Origin of the sequence: Dysgonomonas sp. Marseille-Q5470 (genome assembly GCF_951230145.1) — a bacterium.
GTDB lineage: Bacteria > Bacteroidota > Bacteroidia > Bacteroidales > Dysgonomonadaceae > Dysgonomonas.
Window position 1 is genome coordinate 90,497 of sequence record NZ_CATNVE010000008.1, and the last position, 21,939, is coordinate 112,435.

Below are 21,939 nucleotides of genomic sequence, written 5' to 3' on the forward strand. Positions count from 1 at the left end.
CCATAAAATATTTATTTCATGGGCTTCTTCTAATAACCAACTTTTCTTTTACTTCTTCTATATTAAATCTTTATGAATATTTTCTTCTTATATAATATGTTACCAATTATCCAAAGAATAGAGATGAAGCATAAGGCATAGATTAATGATCCGAAATAATCTCCACAAAAAGATTTCAAAATCTGAGTATAAAAATAATCCTTAATGCTCATTACTTCTTGACAATTCAAATAAATACTTTCAAGGATAGTCGCCATAACACCTGCTAAAACATATATAAACAAAGGATTTACCCCAAACGATTCGAAAAATACCGACCACTTCTTATACCCCTTCACATCGATGATCCATATAAGCAGCGATAAGAAGGTAGCACCCAATCCACATGTAGTCAGAACAAATGTCGGAGACCATATCTTCTTATTTATAGGACAGCCATAACTCAACAGAAAGCCAGAAAAGGTAAGTATTGCACCTATAATAAACAAATGAAGCATCCTTTGTTGGTTATCTTTTGTTTCCATCAGTATTTTCCCACAATAGAAACCGATCAACACGTGACAAACAGCAGGAATGGTGCTTAAAATACCTTCGGGATCGAGACCGAACTCTGTGTACATATGATTTAGTCCAAGAATACTTTGATCTGTCACTGCTAGGATATTGTATCCTTCCGTAGCAAAGCCATTTCCGAAAAGTAAAAGCAAGAAATAACCAATCAGCCCGACTACAATTATATACGGTATATACTTATGTTTTATAAATATTGCTATCAAAGATGTTATTCCATACGTAAGTGCTAAGCGTTGCATCACACCGAGAATACGCAGATGTTCAAAATTGGTGACGGATCTGCTCAATCGTTCCCAAAATCCCAGGTTATCGGCAGCTAAGCCATGGTATGTACCGAATGAAACACCCAACCAAGAAAGTCCCAGACCGATAAGAAATATAACGAATGTACGTTTCAGTATTTTTCTTAGGGTGGGCACAGAAAACTCAAAGTTGAATTTCCGTAACGAAATAAAGGTAGAAATACCCATAATGAACATGAAAAACGGAAAGATAAGGTCTGTGGGAGTTAATCCATTCCACTCGGCATGTCTCAACGGAGCATATATATGCCCCCATGATCCGGGGTTGTTCACAAGTATCATTCCGGCGATGGTGATACCCCTCAAAACATCGAGAGATAAAAGGCGACTGCTAATTTTTATTTCCATTGTATTTTTTAATAGGTATAAGAGCGATAATGTATTCTTTCTCTATCCATAATACGGTTGTGTAAACTCATTCGTTGCAAAAAATCCTGCCAGTTTCGTTTATTGCTCCATATCAGCTCACTGTAAGCTTGTAAAGCAGGATACACATGTTCTTCTAGCTTTGTTTCATTTGGAATTTCTTCTGTCCATACACAAGCCTGATAACCGATTACTTTAGATTCTGTCATGTTGGGATAATCCTTTGTTATATCAAATTCATATAATTCTTTCCATTGTTTAAATGAAGGTCTTGCACTTAGATAAAAATGGCTCCATGTCATAAAAATCATCGGATTGCCTTTCTCTACAATCATGTTCGCATTTTCATTCATCCAATCACGCCAGAAAGTCACATGTACCTCATTTTCGATATTATCGACAGCTGCATCGTCCCATACGATAGTCTTTTTCCCTTTTTCCTTTAGCGACTTTTGAATTTCATTTACAAAGAAAGTCTGCAAATCGGCTGATGATTTCATTTTGTGCTTTTTCATTTGTTTTTTACAATCAGCATTCAATTCCCAAGTATCTCTTTCTACTTCATCTGCTCCAATATGTACAAAAGGTGAAGGAAACAGTTCTGCTATTTCAGAATATATGTCTTTTGCAAAATCTATAACTTTAGGATCACACGGACATATAGGATACGAAAACTCTTTACCCCAGCCGGTATTTCCGGTGCAAGACAGCCACGGATATGCTCTGATCGCAGCAGACATGTGCCCCGGCATATCTATTTCTGGTATAATTTCTATGCCATACTTTTGTGCATGTGCGATGATTTCCCGCATATCAGCTTTAGTGTAAAATCCGCCATACTTAGAGTCATTTCGAATAAAACGTTTATCTATTTGCATATCCGGGTTATATTCCGATTGACGTATACAGATCGAGTCATATTTATCAAAAGATCTCCATGCGCCGATTTCTGTTAATAGTGGATATTTATCTATTTCTATTCTCCATCCCTGATCATCGTTTAAGTGCAAATGCAGCTTGTTTATTTTATAAAATGATAAGCGTTCTATCGTTTTTAATAAATACTCTTTGGTAAAGAAATGTCGAGCTACATCCAGATGAAATCCTCGCCACCCATATCGAGGATAATCTTCTATTTCTGTAACAGGTAATTGTTTGATTTGACCTGCAGATGTGAGAGAAATAGATTCTATCATCTGATGCAAAGTTTGTATCGCCCAAAGGCTTCCGGCGGAACCGGATGCATGGATATCAATATGTACTGTGTCTATCTTAATATGATATGCTTCATCAGGTAGTTGTTTATCTACAAAGAAACGTATTAGGCTATTTTCATTCGAGTTATAAGAGACCTCTATGTTCAAAGATTCCAATAATGCTTTTTCAAGTATGCTTTTGGCATTCACATCTATATCGTTGCTTATCGTTATTACCGATGGCAAACGTAGAAATAGATTAGAGTATATCTCTTTTTGAGGCTTTGGTATCAATTGAGGGGTTTCAGAATTTAATTTCTGAGAAAACCCGCCCTGTGTCTGTATAATTAAACACAGACACAAGAGGAATATTCTAAACTTCATCTTATTTGTATTTGTATAATGTGGTTACACTCTCTCGTCCACAATAAAAAGCTTTCGCCCTTATTTCTTTTGCATTACAGGTTATAGGTTCAGTCCAAAGAGTAGAATTAACTGTAGGTTCCGATCCATCTATTGTATACCTGATTTCAGCATTAGGAATAGATGTATTTACATGTAATTTGCCATCGATCATCTCTATGCCGGGATGAGCGATACGAAATTTAATATCCAGATGACTAAGACGAGGCAATTCGTACTCACCTATCTTTCTGTTATATAGGCGCAATGCATCAGTATATTTATCGCTTAACGGCTCTTTCTCGCATTCAGGATGAGTATTCCAAGCTCTCTCTATAAGACCAAACATCTTAGGAAACAAATAGTATTCAACCATATCAAAATTGCGTATGGTTTCTGCCCATAATTGTCCTTGCATGCCTTTTATTTCGTTATAGGCATTTGGTGATAAAGTTATTTTTTTGTTAGATACCTTTGTTATATCTATCCGATTACCACTCATATCTGATCGTACAGACTTATATATATCATATGGTACAACATTAAACGAATTATACTCATTTACAAAACCGCCCCAATAAGCTCCGGGTTCATTTTCGTGTTTGTTATATGATAAGTCAAAATACAAATTGGAAACATTGCATAAAATAATAGGATAACCGGCATTAGCCAATCTGTAAGGAATCTCATCTCCATTCCACTCGGGAACTGTATTCCAGCAATAACTTAAAACATTATCTTCGGAAAACTTTTTATTTACCGTTTCATCAGGTAATAAACCAACTTCCTGCCATGCGCCGAGTTGTATATTCTTTTCTTTAAAGAAAGGGATGATCTGTTCAATAAAATAGTCCTTCAACTCTCTCGTTTCCTTGAAGCCTTTCTCCTTCATAAATGTCATTGCAATATCCGAACCTTCCCAAGCTCCATGGGGAACTTCATCACCCCCCAGATGTAAAACAGATAATTCCATTTCGGCATCTTTATACATCAAATCTACTTCGTTTACAACCTTTTTCACAAAGCTATATACTGATGGTAGAGCTACATTGATAACATTATCAGTATAACTTTGCGCCGAAATATAACGTGATGTATCTGTAAAATCAGTAAGTAAATATTCTTCTGCCTTCTTTTTATCAGATTTTATATATTTATAATAGCGAGCATTCATAGCTTTAATCGCTGCTCGTGCATGTCCGGGTAGATCTATTTCGGGGATAACTCTAATATGATGCTTCTGTGCATATTTAAGGATTTCTATAAAGTCGCTTCTAGTAAAATAACCATTTCCTATCGAATTTTCATCATTAGCATTCCATCCACTTCCATAGGCAGGATATAGACATTCCTTCTCGTCAAGAGTATGACCTCTGCGAGCTCCAACTGTTGTCAGTTCCTCTAAACCGGGAATTTCTATCCGCCAACCTTCATCATCTGTCAAATGTAAATGTAAAACGCTCATTTTATACATTGATAAAATATCTATAAGCTTCAATATATTTTCTTTAGAAGAAAAGTTACGAGCGACGTCTAACATTTGACCTCGATACTCGAGATCGGGATAATCAGATATACTTACATTCGGTAAGCTATATGGTAAATCTTTACTATGTATAAATGCTAAAAGTGTTTGAACCCCGTTAAAAATTGCATGAGGTGTATTTCCGGTAATTTCAATGGAACCATTATTCAATTCCATTTGATAGTATTCTTTATTTTTGCCTACATACGATTCTTTTCTCAGATTTATAATTACAGCAGCCTTATCTACAATATTACAGCCATATAGTTTTTCAAGCTTTTCTTTCAATAGATTTGCTTCATTCGCAAACGTTGGATCATATTTCAGGCTAACATCTTTTGTGAAGGAAAATTCTCCGCCATTCTCCTTCACATTTTTCAGCGATGGGAAGATATCAGTTTTCTTTAAAGGTACTTGCTCTGAAAAAATTAGATTACTTTCATAAACCATTTTCCCATCAGGATATGGCAACTCACTCTCTCCTACTCTTGACCATTGATAATCATGAAGAAAAGGTTTGGAATTGATAGCAACACTATACGGTACAGACTCTTTTCCTTTTTCATCGAGCATAACAATGTATGCGCCTTCCGGTGCTCCTGCATTTTTCAGAATACTTCCTGCACAACGAAATGTTATCTTTAAAGTATCACCCGAAGCTAAAGGACGATATGAGGATGATGGAGCAATCTTGTAATAAGTAGAACTGATTTGCTGCACAATGACAGGTGATGTCGGGTCTGGCTTTACAGCTGCCGGCATCTGATTATAGTAGATAATCCAATTTTCCCGTAAGGAATCATTGCTATGATTAATAAGATAAAATGTATTTTCATAATATCCGGGCTCTATTCCATTCCTACCCATTTCCCACATTAATGAGACAGGGGATTTGTTTAGGTTCTTCTGATTTATACATGCCGACATTATAAACATAGAAGTAATCAGATAAATGATGTATTTCATGTCTTAAAAACTTTCTTTATTTTTGAATATAGACACACGGTCCCAGTTCATTTTTCGCAGTGTTTATATTTTTATTATAGTCTGTCATCGGAAAAATTTCTCCCGATACAACATTAGCTATATATAAATCATATCCACCAAGGCTTCCGGTACGTGTACTACAGATAATAACCCAATCATTATTTATCGGATAAGCATCAGAATAATCACCGTCTGTATTATTAAAAGGGAGGCGTTTACTTTTCAATCCGCTCCAAAATCCACGATATACCTGATCTACACGGTTTGTTTCGGAATATCCCACAGAATAATAGAATGATGTTTCATCCGCATTTATAGGATAATAATCCTGAACTTTAGGTGCATCATAAAGTGTTTTTATAGATTTACTTTTAATATCGATTACAGCAATAGAAGATGTTGCTCCATCGCCTTTCGAACAAATAAGCTTTGTCCCATCGGCATTATAGTAAGGCATCGAATAATCTACAGGACTAAGTTTTGTTACTTTCCCTGTTTCCAAATTGAGTTCGGCAACCCTAAAGTCTTGTTTGAAAGCTATGCGTTTACCATCAGGGGAAAATTTAGGATCTTCATCTCTTGTTCCGTCATATGGTGTAAGATTTACAGGCTGTGCTGTTCCCGAAAGATCGTATAAAAAGATATCCCATGTATTTGTGTCTTCTCCTATTCCCATAAAAGTGATTTGTTTACCATCGGGAGAAAAATGCGCATTCATAGCGTTGCGTATTTTCCAGTTTTCACTTATACATTTCAATTCATTTGTACCAAAATCATAAATGTACATTTTAGAATCTTCAGTGTCATAGGTTGTATAATTGTGATATACTAGTTTGCCTTTTAAGGTTGGGGCCTCGGTTATAACAGGAGGTGTCTCTGTTTTGTTATTATCATCGTTATCATTGCAGCTAAATAGAGAGAGTCCTAAACTGCATATTATCAAAAGTTTTAACCAATATGTATTCATTGTATTATATTTTATTTTAGTGGCTCTGATGACAGAATTTCATTTGCATCATGATCAGAGCCACTGTTATTATTATCAAGGAAGTCTTTTAAAATCAACTTTAGATTTGTTCAAACCATCAGAAACATCTAGTGTAATACGGTAATAACCCGGAATAAAACCTTCACCTCCGACCAAATCTGCCATGCTTCCGCCAGCTACGCTCACTCCGGATGAATCTCCGGTAAATAAGTCATTCGAAAAAACAGCGAATTGGGCATCCCATGTACGATTACTAAATATTTGGATATCAAACCCTCCCCAATCATGCTGATCTGACAGATAAACAGTTGCCTGATACTTATTTGGTTCTAAAAGGCGCATGTAAGCTAACTGTTTCACATCATTGAGATCCCATCCTATAGAATTAAATGCACTATTCCAAGTAGGAGATGAAGAAAATCCATGTCCAATGATCCAATATGTAGCTGGAGCCACATCTGTCATCCTGTTAACCCATATATAGTTATAATCCAATGAATAATACACATCCCACTTGCCGGATTCACCTATAAATTTGTATGTCTTTGTTTCAGCATTATATTCGAAAAAGTCTCTATTGTAAGCTTGTTCTATATTATCAATACCTGATATAGAAAATTCTTGTCCTTTGGTAAAGTCTACACTTGCATACAAGTAATTTCCGGAAGCCATCATCTGTACATTATTTACCTTGATGACCAGTCTCAAGCCCTCTATATCAAAATTGAAAGAAAATGCATCGAATATAATTTTCTTAACAAGCCAGTTACTATATGAAAATTTAATGTCGCTGCCAAATCTATCTCCAATAGATGCTACATTATCATCAATACCTGCATTCCATACATAATTGGCTTGTGCAGGGTCTTCAGATGTTGCTATTTTAGTACTGAAAGTACTTGGATATCCTCCTTCTTCCGATTCATAGATGTATGGAGTATTTTCTTTTGCATGCAACTCTATTACAGATTTATCACTTAATATAAGATAGAGAGTCTCTGGTAACTCGGGCCGGATAGCTTTAAGTGTTTTTTGCTCTTTAGTTTCACCTCCATCCACATTTATCAAAGTGAAATTGACTTTCAGCTCATCTCCTGTAGCAATATTGGAAGTAAATGGCACAAACAAAGAAATATTATCTAGCGATACAGAATTACCTTTTGTTCGTATAGACTTACTACTGATAACAACATCGTTGGCCACTAATTCTACCTCGAGAGTAGAAAGAGGGCGAACAGCATCGCTCACTTTCGCATCAAAATAAATAGAATCTCCTAACTTAATATTTTCGTTACCCTTTATTGCCAGCGACTCAATAACTGGTACTACGATTGTAGAACTGTCATCATTGTCACTACATGATACGAAAATGGCAGATATAAAAATCAATAAAAATAATATTTTAAATGTCTTCATAATATTCATTTTTTAATAACCCGGATTTTGTGTTAGGTTGGAATTTGAATCTTTCTCTGTCTGAGGCACAGGCCATAGTTTATGAAATTCTTCTAGGTTTGGGAAAAGTAATTTTCCATTTTTGTCTTTATGTTGACGCATAACTTCCACCATTCTGTCATTGCGTAACAAATCATACCAGCGTTGTCCTTCCAAAGCAAGCTCAAATTGACGTTCTTGTTCAACGGCTAAACGAGCATCTCCTTGAGATAAAGTTGTTGATAATTTCTTTAATCCGGCACGATCGCGAATCGTATTTACAATATTCATAGCTTCGCTAATTTTATTTAATTCAACTAATGCTTCAGCTTTAAGGAGAAGTATGTCTGCTAATCGCATTAATATAATCTCTGAATCTTTTTGGCGGATTTTATTTGCAATAGGATAATTGCTTGACGGGAAGTAGGTATCATATGGTACTTCTTTATAAACAATTGTTGATGCAAAGCGTTTGTCATCAGGGTTGAATTTAGAGATCAGATCATGTGTCGGTGTACAGTAGCGGCGCCATGTAATAGAACCATCTTCTTCACTGTACAATACCCAATATGCCCAGTTGGGTGAGGTAGCATCATAATATATTTCAAAGATGCTTTCTGTTGTATATTTATTTGCTGGATTCCATAAATCATCATAGTTTGTCACTAATTTATAACCATCAGCAATCACTTTATCACATAGTTCTACAACTTTAGAATAGTTACGTCCAGACTTTTCTCCTCGAGTAGCGTATACTTTTGCCAACAAACCATTTGCCGCTCCTTTGGTCGCTTTAAATGCACCTTGCGACAAACTACCCAAATCTGGGATAGCTTCTTCCAAATCTTTTATTATCTGTGCATAGATATCGTCTGAAGTAGTACGTGCAGGATATAGTTTAGGGTATAGTTCTTCTAAATTCTCGGCCGTAATAGCAGGTATCAATTCTATCATCAGAGGGGCATCGCCCCATATTCTTACAATATCGAAATATGCATAAGCCCTTATAAACTTAGCTTCGGCAATAATTCGTTTGCGAGTAGCATCATCAATATTTGTTTTCATCAAACGTGTATTTTCTATTACACTTGTTGCTGCTCCTCCCATTTCATAATATTGAGCCCACATCAGTTTGGTTTTCGAGTTCATAGATGTTACCCTGATACCGTCCACTTCTTCACCCGGAACTCCATCACCTCCGGCATAGCAATTGTCTGACTGGATATCCCCATAACTGAAATTCTCAAATTGAAAAATATCTTGTTTAAATTTATTATAAGCACCGTTTAGTTCGGCTTCAGCATCCGTTACTGATGTATATTTAGATTCCAGATTAGAAGAACTCTGCGGATCTCCTGTAAAATCAGATAAAGGTTCATTGTCTAAAAAATCGCCACAGGAATAGGTGATAAATAGACATGATATAAAGGCTAATAATTTTATATTTGTTTTCATTGCTTTATATTTTTAGAATTCTACATTAAGACCAAATATTACGGATTTATTTTGAGGATATGTTCCATAATCGACACCTAATTCGACTGCACTTGCATCATAAGCATTTACTTCAGGATCGTATCCGCTATATTTTGTCCATGTCCATAGATTTTGAGCTGTTATATATGGTTGAAGTTTTCTGATTCCTGCTTTTTTCAGAAAGTTGAACTTCGGGCTAAAATCATAAGATAGTGTTATATTCTTCAGTCGCAGATATGAGCCATCTTCAACAAAGCGGGAAGAGTTATAAATATTCTCTATATTTCCAGGACGAGGTACTTCTGTTACCATACCGGGACGTTTCCACCTCTTTAAGACATCAGTAGATTGATTACGAAAGTCCATCATACCTGTCATATCAATCTTTGATGCGTTGAAAATATCATTTCCGTATGATCCTTGAAAGAATACCGATAAGTTAAAGTTTGCATACGAGAAAGTGTTTGTCAGACCAAAAACAAATAAGGGCTGTGCATCTCCTATTTTAGTTCGGTCTTCAGGATCTATTATTCCGTTCTCATTTCTATCTTCATAGATGATATTACCTGTTTCCGGATCTACTCCTTTTGATACATATCCGTAAAATGTTCCCAATGAATTTCCTTCTTTTAATATAATAGCAGGTTGTTCGGTAGTATAAGTAGTTGCATAATAGTACACTTTGTTTAAACCAAGCTTGGTTACTTCATTCTTGTTGAATGAAATATTAAAATCAGTATTCCATTTAAAGTTCTTAGCATCTATGCTTCGTGCAGATACAGCTATTTCAAGACCTTTATTTTTCATTTCAGCATCATTGCGAGCAATTCCTCCGGGTATATTGGCATAACTAGGTAGATAAACAGTTAACAACATGTCTTTTGTATATTTATAGTATGCATCAAAAGTGAAGATGAGTCTCGAATTAAACATACTGAGATCAATACCTACGTTTGTTTGGGTCGTTTTTTCCCATGTAAGCTCTCTGTTACCAGGAGTTTTCAAATAAAGAGACAAACCAGGTAATGAATTATCAGTAGTAGGAGGTATTCTTCCTGCTGCATATTGCGCTCGCCATGAATAATTGCCAATTCCTTCCTGATTACCATTAAGCCCCCACCCTGCTCTGAGCTTCAAGTCTGAAATGACATCTGCTGTACCGGCCATAAAGGACTCACTAGAAATACGCCATCCGGCAGAAAATGAAGGGAAAACACCCCATCTCTTTCCGGGTGCAAACTTAGAGGAACCATCGGCTCGCATATTAGCACTGATCAGATATTTGCTTTCGAAATCGTATGCCACACGTCCAAGAAACGAGGCAAGAGTCCACTCCGATGCATAGCTCCATGTAGCATCTTTGTCAATGATGTTAGCGGCAGAGAAAGAGCGAATATTAGGATAAGAACTAAGTAAATCGTATCCTGCAAGATTTCCTTCCTCAGATTTAGCTTTTTGTAGTGTGGCTCCTCCAAGAATTGATAAATTGTGCTTGTTCTTAAATTTGTTTTGGTATGTTACAAGGTTTTCCCATAGCCATTCAAAATCCTTAGAACTTTCTTCCTCTACACGACCTTTAGTAGATCGTCCGTCAGAGTTGGATGTAGGGTCTAGAAAATATAAGCCTCTAGAGTTCGTTTCGTCTATTCCAAAACTTGTTTTGTAATGCAAGTTTTTTGCAAGAGTAAAGTCGAGGTTGAGGGACCCAATCAGACGGCTTCTGTCGTAAGTCTGATCTGCAGCATTAGCAGCAAATGGACTTAATATACGTGCTCCATACGCAAATTCATCATATTGTCCGGGATTATCAGAATCCCACTTTTGAATATAAGGAGGAGTATTTATTACCGAAAGGATTGATCCGGCTCTCATTGCACTTCTGTTTTCATAGACCTTGCTTCCTTTTGTTTTGGTATAGGCAAGGTTTAGTCCCATTTTAAGCCAGTCTGTTTGCTGATTATCAATGTTCGTTCTGAAATTATAACGTTTAAAATTTGACTTTTTAACAATACCTTGTTCATCCAAATAACCCGCAGAAGCAAAGTACTGAAGTTTATCAGTTCCACTGGTTAATGACAACTGATAGTTTTGATTACTACCGGTTCCGTAAAATGCATCAGTCCAATTTGTATAACGAGTTTCTTCATCAGGGATAGAGACAGGTGTATCTGTGTACTTGTTTAGATCTTTGATATAATCTTTATACTGTTCAGTGTTCAATGCATTTATTTTATTTCCCAGCTTCGAAAATCCAACATACGAACTAAAGCTCACAGAACGTACGCCAGCCTTCCCTCTTTTAGTAGTAATAAGCACAACACCATTAGCAGCTCTTGCTCCATAGATAGCAGCAGATGAAGCATCTTTAAGTATTTGCATACTTTCTATATCATTTGCACTAAGATTAGAAATAGTCGTCATTGGAGTGCCATCAACTACATATAGCGGCTCATTTCCAGCCTGTATAGATGTTGCACCTCTGACTCTGATCGATAGTTCAGACCCCGGCTGACCTGAGGGCTGAACAACTTGTACTCCGGCAGCTCTTCCTTGTATAGCCTGAGCTGCTGATATAATTGGACGTTCTGAAATATCTTCCGTAGATACTACAGCAACAGCAGTCGTCAAGTCCTTCTTTTTTACCGTATTATAACCTATAACAACTACTTCTTCCAACTCCTTATTATTCTCTTGTAGTTTGACTTGTATATGTGAGTTTTTACCAACAGTAATACGTTGTGATGCATATCCCACATAAGAGATCAATAATACAGATTTTTCGTCTTTTACCGAGATAGAGAAACTACCATCCAAATCTGTGATTGTTCCATTATTTGTTCCTTCTTGCACTACACTTACTCCAATCAAAGGCTCTCCTTGATTGTCAATAACTGTTCCCTCTACTGTTTTTCCGTGTGCCACAATGCTATGCTGAGTAAGGTCAGAGTCCTTTTTTTGTTTCGAAACAATGATTATATGTTTCTGCTTAATTGTATAGCTACAATTCTCATTTTTCAGAACCTGTTTAAGAGCGTCTTCCAAAGATAAATTACGGATTGATATCGAGAGTTTTTTTTCTACATCAAGATCCGTTTCATCAAATCCGACAGAATAGCCACTTTGTTTTTCTATTTCATACAATGCAGCCCTGATTGTGATATTATTATTCACAATATTAATGTTGGACTGCGCCCAAACATGGCTCAAACAAGACAATAGAAGTACTGTAAGCCATGTATAAACATGCTTTCTTTTCAACATTAGAGTATAAATTTTAAAGGTTAATTAATTGCTTTTCAATATATATATATAGTATTGCTTTTTATCTTATAATTGAAGTCCCGAATAATTTCTTTTAGTATGTCAAATGTTTCCGGCAGGGTTTCTTCTGGAGAGAAACGTACCGTAAATGTCCTTCCTTCATATTTACCCGCATCAAAGTGTATAACTACATCATAGCGTTTTTCTATAGCATGCAGAATATCACCAAAGGAGGCTTCCTGAAATATTAAATATCCATCTTTCCACATTGCTACTCTCTTTGCATCCACAATTTGTTTCGATAAGTATTGAGTTTTATTATCATATATAATTTGCTCATTCGGCTTCAGTATCATAGATTGTACAGGGCCCGTTTTTGTTTCTACTTTTATCTTACCCTCTTCTAATGTTGCTGTTATTTTTGGTAAGTCTAAATAAGCCCTAACATTAAATATTGTGCCCAATGCTTCAATATTCAAATTGTTTGTACTTACGATAAAACGTTTATCCGGATTTTTAGTTACGGAGAAGTTAGCTTCGCCATTGAGATAAATAGTGCGTGTATCTCCTACAAATTTTTCGGGATATATTATTATTGATCCTGAATTTACCCATACCTTACTGCTATCCGGTAAAACAATTAATTTTTTTTCGCCATAGGGAACAAAGCACTCTACCATATTTATGTTTTTAACCGAATATTTCTGTGTAAGGAAATATGTAAGATATGAACATAGTATAGGAATCATAATCATGGCGGCAATACGCACAATGTAAGAGTAATTGATTCTCTTAATTCTATGTCTTGCATTCATTTTTTGATGCAACAGCTCTAAATCTCTTATTGTAGATTCATCAGCCTCCCCATTTATATTATTCCATATATTTTCAAGAGATGCATTTTTATCTTCAACATTGTCTGAATTTATCAGCCATTGTCTGAATTTATACTGGATATTCTTGGGAAGAATATTCTCTGTATATCTTCTTATAAGTAGATCGATGTGCTTTTTATGCATTTCTTTGGCTTTTATTACTTAGACTGTAATAAGGAAATAAACACGTAGTCGGTAATTCTATTTTTTTTAGTAAAAAAATAAAACTATGTTCATAAGTAGTTTTCTAATATCTTTTAATGCACTGGAAATGTGGGTCTCTACCGTTCTTTTGCTAATTTCTAATTTTATAGAAATTTCCTCGTTTGTGAATCCTTCTTTACGGCTCATTTTATATATTTTCTTTCGTTGCTCAGGCATTGATTCAACTAATGTATCAATAAGCATTTCCAAATCACGAGCCTCAATTGACTCTTCCAATGAATCGAAATCTTTTATTTTATAGCCTCCCTCGTAATCATCAAAGAGTGTATTCTCCTTAAAAAAATCGAAGACCGCATTTTTGGACATTTGGAATAAGTATGTTCTGAAATATTGAATTTCGGGGAGTTTCTCTCTATTGTTCCATATTTTAAGAAATATATCTTGAGATAAATCTTGAGCATCCTCTTCATTCTTGACTAAGCTCATTATAAAATTTTTCACTCGCGGATAATGAAGAATAAAAAGAGAATCGAAAGCTTTTGTATTTCCTTTCGAAATATTTAAAAGATACTCTTTTTCTATGTCCATACGATCTAGAATAGATAAAAAACGAAATCTGGGATATATAGAAATGACAATAACTATCTATCGGCACAAAGCTAGTAAGTTTTATGTTTACAGCATAACAACTAAAATAAATTAACAACTTATATTTGTTCTTAAGGTTAGTCTTTTTCTCGTTTTTCAATTCAGAAAAAGTAATGGCTTAAATATATTTTCCATATATAAAAAATAGACTCTTTTTTAAGACAAGGATATATCACAAGACTCTTTCAGGCCCTCCTATAATTCTTCTTTTCCGCACATAAAAAGTTGTTAACTTTTATTCTTTAAATATTCATTATATAAACTATTAGAATAATATTTTAATAAAAAAATGCACTATAAATTGAACATAAGAAAAAGTTATTCGTTGAATTATTGATGATTACATTCCTCTAAGCCCTAGAATTATAGAATTTAATATATTTAACAAACTCTTATTAACTTGATATCTTTATTCTAATGAAGACTAAAACACCAGATGTCTTAAATGAAAAGTGTGTTAAAGAAGTAGAAGAAGCTTCTGTATCTTTAGAAATCTGTATTTTTAGAAATCTGGACCTTAAGTAAAGATCAACATCTTGAATTTATAGCGAAAGAGCATAAAATTGTGCTTGTAACGAGTGGCCGTCTAACATGTCTTTTATCGGGATATACTGATGAAAATATTGAAGCAGGTCAAATGATATTTATATCTATAGGAAGTCGCTGCCTTATAAGTACAACAGAAGGGGCTTCTGCAATCTGTCTGAAACCGGGATTGATTTTAAATTTATACAATTATTCAAATTACAGCCAATTCTCTTATCCGAAGGAACTATCATCAAATAAACCTGTAATTTTGAGCTTTACTCCAATTATATCAGTCTATGCTGAATCTTTAAAATGGTTTCTTAATATGAACTTCAGAGATGCTCTATATATCTGTATAAAAATACGAGAGCTTTTTTATCTCATGTCTATTTGCTATACCCTCCAGGAAAGAAGCCTTTTTTTTCAGTCATTGGCCTCGAGAGATAATAGTTTCTCTGATTTTATATACCAAAATTATAGAGAAGTAAAATCAATTAGTGAGCTAGCCAGTCTTTCTTGTTATAGCCGTTCAGGTTTTGAAAAACGTTTTCGTAAAATTTTTGGAGTACCTGCTTCACATTGGATTACATTGCGAAAGGCAGCGGATATTTATCATGAAATACGTCGAAGCCGTAAAAGTATTAAACAAATTTGTTTTGATTATCGCTTTTCATCTATGTCTCATTTTTACAAATTTTGTAAATCAAAGTTCGGATTATCTCCGGGATATATACGTAAACAAACACTAATAGAGAAAGATGATATAAAAAAGGTGAAAAAGTAACAAAAAAAGAAAAAAATATATGAGTTTTTTTTATAAAACATAATTTATTTTTGTAAACAACGGTTAAGAAGGCAAAACTTAAATCAATTTAAATCACTCAATAGAATAGTCTATTAACTGAGAATAGGCGGAAATTGAAAAGCAAATATAATACATTTAAAAATAAAAGATAGAATACAAATTCTACACTTTGATAGTCTAAAAACTTTTAAATTCAAATAATAGAGACCTAAGGAGAATTACTCATCCTTAGAAAGTAATATCATCTTGGTAGGCAATAAGCCTGCAATCATCAACTCTAAAGGAGACAAAAACTTTTATAAAAAGGATAAAAACGTGAAAATCAGATTGGTTTCTACAAAACCAATGATGTAACTACTCAATAACATCCGATGACTAAGAAAATAATATTTTTCACACTTATTATTAGTGTGAACTTTTTGCAGGGCAATAGTCAGGCTATGCCAGAGAAAACTGAATCGTCTCAAGACATTCTTGGACTCAAATCTAATTTGGTTTATGATATCACAACAACTCTAAATATCGGTATTGAATATCGATTTTTGGATTATCTAAGTTTTGATTTTTCGATAAACTACAACCCTTGGACATTCTCTAAAAATAAAAAATTAAAGCACATTCTTTTCCAGCCCGAATTACGTTACTGGATCAACAAACCATACAACAAGCATTTTGTAGGAGGACATATTCTCTATAGCCATTATAATGTCGGGAATCTGCCATTCGGGTCCTTAAATAATTATCGTTATCAGGGAGATGGGTACGGATTAGGTATATCCTATGGGTATCAATGGCCTCTTTTTCCAGGATGGAATTTAGAGGCAACTATAGGAGTCGGATACATTTATTTCGATTATGCACGCTATGATTGCGAGACATGCGGGCAAGAACTCGGTAATGGACATAAAAATTATTTTGGCCCTACTAAAATAGGACTCTCACTTATTTACATTCTTAAATAATAGGTATAAATAATTCTTTTACAATTCACACTATTAATCACATTCAATTTAATTAAAAATTCAAGAGCGTATGAAAACGAAAATCAGTTATTTAACTTTATTAATTTTGGCTCTATTAATGAGCTTTAACGGCTGTTCCAATGGTGATGATACAGAGGATGTAGATAAACAACCTAAAAGCGTATTCCTAAAACTAGGTAAAAGTGGCTCTTCTCTCCGTTCTGTGGGTACTCCTGTTGGAAATGGGGATGATGTCGTCCTCCAATCAGGAAATTTATATTTTGTAAATTCATCAGGAGCCATATTAAAACATTATACACTGACAACTACTGCTGCTAGTGCGACGAATATTAATATTACAGATGCCGAAAGTGGAGCATTAATAACAAACCTGCCCGGAAACACTTTTGCTGTGTATGTTGTAGGCAATACTTCCGGTCTTCCTTCATCGGGAAATATTTCTGCAGTAAAGGAATATTTATTACAAGTGGCATCACAGGATGACATAGAAGACGTGAACCTATACGGAACTAACACGCTTACCCCTCCTGTGCTGCCTAATACATTTTATACATCTGAAATCGATCTTAATCCAACTGTGGCTCGGGTCGAATTAACTGATATTACAGCTTCAGGTGTTATTACAAGCTTCAAGGTAGATGGAATCTTCATCGATAATTATTACAAGCAAGCTGTTGTAGATGGAAGTGTAGATGTTGCCGATTTTGTTGAAAATGGAGCCTTTGCAGCACCTTTTGGAGATGAAAGCGCTGAATATCCAGCCGGACTAAAACCTGCTATTTATGATTTTTATGATCCGGCACTGACTGCTGTTTCAAAGGTTGCTAAGCCTGTTATTGGCACAATATGGGCATATAATTTATTTGCATCTTCTACCGGTAGTACGGTCCCTCGCATAATTATCCGCTTAAGTGATATACAAACAAATGACCTCTCCACATATACTAGTCCTCAGTTTATTACGATTAAAGGCTTTAAAGCTGTTTCCGGTGGAGCGTCTCTAACGAGTATCAAATCGGGTGAAATCTATAATATTGCTGCAGGAGCACTGACTTTTAAAGAAACAGATTTATCATCGATACCTAACTTAAGCCCAATTGATGTAGAAGTAACTGTTAGTTTGGCAACTTGGTCTGTAGTAGGTGTGACACCTGAACTTTAATTGATATAGTATTCTTTGGAGAAAGAATATTCTTCCTCCAAAGAATCATTTTGTAATCTAACAAAAGCTTTGGCTAAAAATAATACAAGCTACAATAGAAATCTGTAGCTTAATACCTAATCTAAAGGTCTTATATATGAGGTTGTTTTATTTGTTTTTTGGATTATTTTCTGTCTTGGCATTCAATGGCTGTATAGATGATGACTATGAGGATTGCCCAACTGATATCGAAAACAATTTTGTGATTAAGTTCCGTTATGTAAGCAATGAATCCGGAGAGCTTTTTATAAAAAAGATAAAAAAAGTTGATGTATTTGTTTTTAGGGAAAACGGAGAGTATGTAATGTCACAAGATGCAGATATAGATGCATTAACTAATTTTGCCGGAGTTAGCTTGAACTTAGAACCAGGCAACTATCGTATAGTATGTTGGGGAAACGCTTCTGGTAAAAGTTTTGTTAGCCCACTAAGCACAAGCAGTCTCATGAAAGATGCTTTTGTTTGTAATATGTCCCTCCGAAATGGAACTTCAGCTATAGATGGAGATACATTATATTATGCATTGGATAATACTGTATTATCCCCATCTTTAAAAGTTACGACTGTATCCGAAACGATAATAGAACGGATACTCGATTTTCGCCGGGCATTCATAAAAGTACAAGTATATGTAAAGGGGCTTGTAGATAAAGACACTCAGGGAAATCTTCTTGCGCCGATAGTAGAAATGACAGAGGTACCCAGTACTTATAACTTCGAGATGCAGGCTATAGGTACCCCTATACGTTACCTTAATACATCTGTATTTGAGAATATTTCGGGAGAGAAAGTCGCATCTATAACATTTAATACACTTCGCTTTAAGGATGATAATCCAATTAATATACAAATAAAAAAGAGTTCAGACGGTAGTATGATTACATCAATTGGTCTGACTGACTTTATGAAAAAAAATAATATAACAGTAGAAGGTAAAGAAGAGGCTGTGATACCGATACTGGTAGAATATAAAGAAGCCTCTGTTGAAATAAGTGTTCCAGAATGGTGGCAAATACCGGTGACACCAGAATTATAGAAGATATTATTGCACAAGTGGAGTATTAGGGCGCTTTTCAGCTTGCGTAGATCATAATATAGAAATAAGATTAGTATATGGGAATCAGAAAAATTGATACGAGACAAAAAAGCATCATTGTATTATTATTTTTAGCAGGAATATTATTCAATTCGTGTCGTGACAATGAGTTTGCACCGATTTTTGGTGTGGAAACAAAAGAAGTAACCTTTTCGGTAAAGATTCCCGGAGCGTCGCTACCTAAAACAAAATCGCTGAATGAAAATAATGAAAATGAAGTTCGGAGCATTGAAGTGCTTTTATTCGATAATAACGGGGAATATACTTATCAACCAATATATAGTAATGTTATCAATACAGATGAAGATGACATCAACATTAAAACCTTCACTATAAAAGTTCCCGAAGGAACATATAATATGTTGATTTTTGCGAATGCCCGGGAGGCGATATCAGGAATTATCAGCAGCATTGAAGAAGGAGATTCCAAAACCTCAGTATTAGACAAGCTTATTATTTCCAATAATGGGAAATGGAATACCGATCAGGTATCTACGGGATACACTCCTATTCCGATGTTCGGAGAAATACCATCTATCACGGTAAATGCAGGATTATCAAATAACACACCCGTTAATTTGGTGCGTATGGTATCAAAAATCGACGTGGCACTTACTAATACTGATGCTACGGATAATTTTACCCTAGAAAGTATACGTCTCTATAATTATAATAATAAAGGATATATTGCCCCGGTTTCGAGTAATTGGGATCAGACTCAAAGTATTGTTACAGATGCCAGTATCCCTGCAGGCTCTACTCTTACACAAGGACCTTTGGTATACGATGATACAGCTATTAACATAGATCAGACCGCATCATCAGGTGAAATATATACATTTGAGGCTATCAGGGCAAATTCGTCATCGATGCAAGATGCGACCTGTCTGGTAATAGGAGGTACATATACCGGTGATAGTCAACCAACATATTACCGTGTAGACTTTGCCCGTACTTCTTCATCGGTCACCACTTACCTACCTCTACTCAGAAACCATTATTATAAAGTGAATATAACGAAAGTTAGTGGACGCGGTTGGACAACCCCAACCGATGCGTTCAATTCTCTGCCGGTAAATATAGAGGCTAATGTCATTATGTGGGATAATGCAAAAATAGGTGATATAGTTTTTGATGGACAATATATGCTGGGTGTGTCACAAAGAGAAATGACCTTTACCCGTAAAGTACGAACTATTTCGAGTACAGATAATACATTTTCTATAACAACAGATTTTCCTTCAGGATGGAAGATCGAAAAAATAACCGATGCAGGAGGAAGCTCTATAAGTTGGCTAAGTGTAGTGTCTATGATAGGGACTCCGGTAACGGCAGGAACTTCGGGCAGTGTAAGTGATCTTAAGCTTAATATGACAGAAAATACTAGCGGATTAGATCGCGTTGCCTTTATTCATCTTAGTGCAGGGCGGTTAACTCACACTGTAAAGATAACTCAAAAAGCCGAACTAAACCTGGAACTTACGATTACTGATATGTCTGGAAAAGAAATTTCCGAGCTGGTATTTATCTCATCGGCTGATGTTCAGCCGGCAGCACAACAATTCAAACTCAAATGGAATCCTTCGGTATTCACAGTTTCATCAAGTCGTACTGATCTTTATAATGTGGGCTTTTCATTCGATGGGTCATCAGATCAGCCTGGTTCGGGAGCATTGACCTTGATCAATGATGCTTCTGGCGAAAAAACTTTTACAGTACGTCCTACAGCTATTACATCTGCTGAATATGCAATAAATCCTTTTCTCGAAAAAGTATCTGTTGTCGATTTCAGAATAGGTGATCCATACACTTTCTTAACCGCAAGTATTTTTCTTAGACAGGTAAAATACAATATCTCTACAGAAAAAGATACATATTATCTGATGGATGGGACTCAGAAGTATTTTACTATTAAGTCTAATACAAATTTCACCGTTGAGGTCAAAAGTAATCCTGATAATGTATTACAAACTTTGACAACCACCTCTGGAGGGGGCAATACGAATGGGACGAGAGTATATTTCAACATAATCAATGATATAACGAATCCTACACTTTATAATAGAGATGTAGTGCTGACAATTAAGAGCCCACAAGGACGTTTCGCAGATACAGATATTACTTTGCCTTGCTATGCCGGTATCATACAGCCTAAATCAAATTCTTATATTGTAAGTCCGGGAGGTACAGGAATACTAATCCCTGTAAGTAGAGCTAACGAATCTGCTGCCGGCATTCAACTTGGTACTTCAGATAGTTTTACGGCGGGGCTTCTTTGGACTGATAATACAAATAAAATAGCATCTAATTCAAATATAAGCATCCTTCAGGCTGTTGGCACAGGTGCATCGGGCTATGTTCTAGTAAAACCGGGGAGTATCCAAGGAAATGCAGTTGTAGAGATTAAAAATGCTTCAAACAAAACACTTTGGTCATGGCATATATGGGTAACTAACTATACTCCGTCAGCCTTAGGTATCGGCAAATTTATGGATCGCAACCTTGGTGCCTTGGGGAACACCTCAAACACAGTGGAAGCAAAAGGTCTATTATATCAATGGGGACGTAAAGATCCGTTCCCGAATTCGTCAACATTAACAGGAACCGATGAACCTATTCTATATACGTCATCAGGCACCACATCAGTATCTAAAATACAGGTCGCAGAATCCAACAACTTGGCCAATTCTATAGCATATCCATTAACTTTCTACTATGGCGCAACACCCAATTTTGATTGGTATACCAATGGAACAGCACAAAACAATGCTCTTTGGGGACCAGCAACTAAAACAGTTTATGATCCATGCCCTGTTGGATGGCGTGTACCTCAACAAGGAACATGGGGCAGTAGTAATTTTGATATGGGACAAAATAGTACTACATGGAATACCTCGGGAATGACATGGACTGGCTACGGAAACTGGTATCCTGCGGCAGGTTATCGGACAGATGGAAGTGGAAGTTTGACAAACGTTAGTTACAACGGAATATATTGGGCTGCCACAGCTACTGGTGTATACGGATTCAATATGAAATTTAATATTACAAATTTATGGATTGGGCAACCAACTTACCGTGCCGGAGGTTTTTGTATTCGATGCGTATCCGAACAATAAATAGCCTAG

At 35.6% G+C, this 21,939-nt stretch carries 14 protein-coding genes; 5 read left to right on the forward strand and 9 right to left on the reverse strand.

The window, feature by feature from the left end; genetic code table 11:
- Positions 1 to 62 precede the first annotated feature (62 nt).
- From QOX35_RS12965 to QOX35_RS13005, 9 genes are all read right to left on the reverse strand, one after another.
- The gene (locus tag QOX35_RS12965; protein ID WP_283687284.1) at positions 63 to 1,223 is read right to left on the reverse strand and encodes an acyltransferase family protein; all 1,161 of its coding nucleotides are present in this window, start codon (positions 1,221 to 1,223) and stop codon (positions 63 to 65) included.
- An 8-nt stretch (positions 1,224 to 1,231) separates the two neighbouring features.
- The gene (locus tag QOX35_RS12970) at positions 1,232 to 2,821 is read right to left on the reverse strand and encodes a beta-N-acetylhexosaminidase (protein ID WP_283687285.1); all 1,590 of its coding nucleotides are present in this window, start codon (positions 2,819 to 2,821) and stop codon (positions 1,232 to 1,234) included.
- Between the two features lies 1 nt (position 2,822).
- Complete coding sequence (locus QOX35_RS12975; RefSeq protein WP_283687286.1) at positions 2,823 to 5,330, reverse strand: family 20 glycosylhydrolase; 2,508 nt, start codon at positions 5,328 to 5,330, stop codon at positions 2,823 to 2,825.
- Between the two features lie 16 nt (positions 5,331 to 5,346).
- Positions 5,347 to 6,318 carry a TolB family protein gene (locus tag QOX35_RS12980; protein WP_283687287.1) on the reverse strand — a complete coding sequence of 324 codons (972 nt, stop codon included), beginning with the start codon at positions 6,316 to 6,318 and terminating at the stop codon, positions 5,347 to 5,349.
- Between the two features lie 75 nt (positions 6,319 to 6,393).
- The gene (locus tag QOX35_RS12985) at positions 6,394 to 7,755 is read right to left on the reverse strand and encodes a DUF5016 domain-containing protein (RefSeq protein ID WP_283687288.1); all 1,362 of its coding nucleotides are present in this window, start codon (positions 7,753 to 7,755) and stop codon (positions 6,394 to 6,396) included.
- 12 nt (positions 7,756 to 7,767) lie between these two features.
- Entirely contained in the window at positions 7,768 to 9,228 is a 1,461-nt protein-coding gene (locus QOX35_RS12990) for a RagB/SusD family nutrient uptake outer membrane protein (RefSeq protein ID WP_283687289.1), read from the reverse strand.
- A gap of 12 nt (positions 9,229 to 9,240) precedes the next feature.
- Positions 9,241 to 12,510 (reverse strand): TonB-dependent receptor, encoded by a 3,270-nt coding sequence (locus QOX35_RS12995; protein WP_283687290.1) that lies wholly within the window; start codon positions 12,508 to 12,510, stop codon positions 9,241 to 9,243.
- Positions 12,511 to 12,545: 35 nt separating this feature from the next.
- Complete coding sequence (locus tag QOX35_RS13000; protein WP_283687291.1) at positions 12,546 to 13,529, reverse strand: FecR family protein; 984 nt, start codon at positions 13,527 to 13,529, stop codon at positions 12,546 to 12,548.
- A gap of 66 nt (positions 13,530 to 13,595) precedes the next feature.
- Positions 13,596 to 14,138 carry an RNA polymerase sigma-70 factor gene (locus QOX35_RS13005; protein WP_283687292.1) on the reverse strand — a complete coding sequence of 181 codons (543 nt, stop codon included), beginning with the start codon at positions 14,136 to 14,138 and terminating at the stop codon, positions 13,596 to 13,598.
- Between the two features lie 697 nt (positions 14,139 to 14,835).
- On the opposite strand from QOX35_RS13005, the gene QOX35_RS13010 reads away from it, so the two are divergent.
- The 5 genes from QOX35_RS13010 to QOX35_RS13030 all read left to right on the forward strand — a co-directional run bounded on the left by QOX35_RS13010 (position 14,836) and on the right by QOX35_RS13030 (position 21,930).
- Positions 14,836 to 15,510, forward strand: coding sequence for a helix-turn-helix domain-containing protein (locus tag QOX35_RS13010; RefSeq protein WP_283687293.1), 675 nt, complete (start codon positions 14,836 to 14,838; stop codon positions 15,508 to 15,510).
- A gap of 392 nt (positions 15,511 to 15,902) precedes the next feature.
- Complete coding sequence (locus tag QOX35_RS13015; RefSeq protein WP_283687294.1) at positions 15,903 to 16,493, forward strand: DUF3575 domain-containing protein; 591 nt, start codon at positions 15,903 to 15,905, stop codon at positions 16,491 to 16,493.
- Between the two features lie 70 nt (positions 16,494 to 16,563).
- Positions 16,564 to 17,676: a hypothetical protein gene (locus QOX35_RS13020; RefSeq protein ID WP_283687295.1), complete on the forward strand. Its 1,113-nt coding sequence runs from the start codon at positions 16,564 to 16,566 to the stop codon at positions 17,674 to 17,676.
- A 136-nt stretch (positions 17,677 to 17,812) separates the two neighbouring features.
- Entirely contained in the window at positions 17,813 to 18,751 is a 939-nt protein-coding gene (locus tag QOX35_RS13025) for a FimB/Mfa2 family fimbrial subunit (RefSeq protein WP_283687296.1), read from the forward strand.
- Between the two features lie 77 nt (positions 18,752 to 18,828).
- A complete protein-coding gene (locus QOX35_RS13030) occupies positions 18,829 to 21,930 on the forward strand; it encodes a fimbrial protein (protein WP_283687297.1) in 3,102 nt (1,033 codons plus the stop codon).
- Positions 21,931 to 21,939: the final 9 nt, after the last annotated feature.

Excerpts from the sequence above, each read along its gene's own strand:
- QOX35_RS12995 (WP_283687290.1), bottom strand. The coding sequence starts at position 12,510 with ATGTTGAAAAGAAAGCATGTTTATACATGGCTTACAGTACTTCTATTG.
- QOX35_RS13015 (WP_283687294.1), top strand. The coding sequence starts at position 15,903 with ATGACTAAGAAAATAATATTTTTCACACTTATTATTAGTGTGAACTTT.
- QOX35_RS13020 (WP_283687295.1), top strand. The coding sequence starts at position 16,564 with ATGAAAACGAAAATCAGTTATTTAACTTTATTAATTTTGGCTCTATTA.
- QOX35_RS13025 (WP_283687296.1), top strand. The coding sequence starts at position 17,813 with ATGAGGTTGTTTTATTTGTTTTTTGGATTATTTTCTGTCTTGGCATTC.
- QOX35_RS13000 (WP_283687291.1), bottom strand. The coding sequence starts at position 13,529 with ATGCATAAAAAGCACATCGATCTACTTATAAGAAGATATACAGAGAAT.
- QOX35_RS13010 (WP_283687293.1), top strand. The coding sequence starts at position 14,836 with ATGATATTTATATCTATAGGAAGTCGCTGCCTTATAAGTACAACAGAA.
- QOX35_RS12985 (WP_283687288.1), bottom strand. The coding sequence starts at position 7,755 with ATGAAGACATTTAAAATATTATTTTTATTGATTTTTATATCTGCCATT.
- QOX35_RS12980 (WP_283687287.1), bottom strand. The coding sequence starts at position 6,318 with ATGAATACATATTGGTTAAAACTTTTGATAATATGCAGTTTAGGACTC.
- QOX35_RS13005 (WP_283687292.1), bottom strand. The coding sequence starts at position 14,138 with ATGGACATAGAAAAAGAGTATCTTTTAAATATTTCGAAAGGAAATACA.
- QOX35_RS12965 (WP_283687284.1), bottom strand. The coding sequence starts at position 1,223 with ATGGAAATAAAAATTAGCAGTCGCCTTTTATCTCTCGATGTTTTGAGG.
- QOX35_RS12970 (WP_283687285.1), bottom strand. The coding sequence starts at position 2,821 with ATGAAGTTTAGAATATTCCTCTTGTGTCTGTGTTTAATTATACAGACA.
- QOX35_RS12990 (WP_283687289.1), bottom strand. The coding sequence starts at position 9,228 with ATGAAAACAAATATAAAATTATTAGCCTTTATATCATGTCTATTTATC.
- QOX35_RS12975 (WP_283687286.1), bottom strand. The coding sequence starts at position 5,330 with ATGAAATACATCATTTATCTGATTACTTCTATGTTTATAATGTCGGCA.
- QOX35_RS13030 (WP_283687297.1), top strand. The coding sequence starts at position 18,829 with ATGGGAATCAGAAAAATTGATACGAGACAAAAAAGCATCATTGTATTA.